At 36.0% G+C, this 261-nt stretch carries 1 pseudogene; it reads left to right on the top strand.

The annotated features are described in order from the left end of the window. Positions 1 to 261 (top strand): annotated as a pseudogene (locus AC0IXA_RS27695) (hypothetical protein); the annotation flags it as partial.

Below are 261 nucleotides of genomic sequence, written 5' to 3'. Positions count from 1 at the left end.
GAATGAAAAGTGAGTTGCTTTCATGGTCATATGGTAGTATAGCTACTTCTCTTGTTCAAAGTGCAAAATCAATGCTGGACATGGGAACAGGTGGTGGAGAGTTTTTATCAAAATTAAGACCTTTTCCAACATCAGTTTATGCTACAGAAGGTTACTTACCTAATGTACCTGTCGCAAAAGAACGATTAACCCCTTTAGGAGTTAAGGTAGTTCAAATTTCTAATGATGAAAATTTGCCGTTTGAGACTGGAAAATTTAATC

The organism is Pseudomonas sp. AC083 (assembly GCF_979253165.1).
Note: the sequence above shows the minus strand (reverse complement) of the source record. Positions and strands in the feature narration are given on the sequence as shown.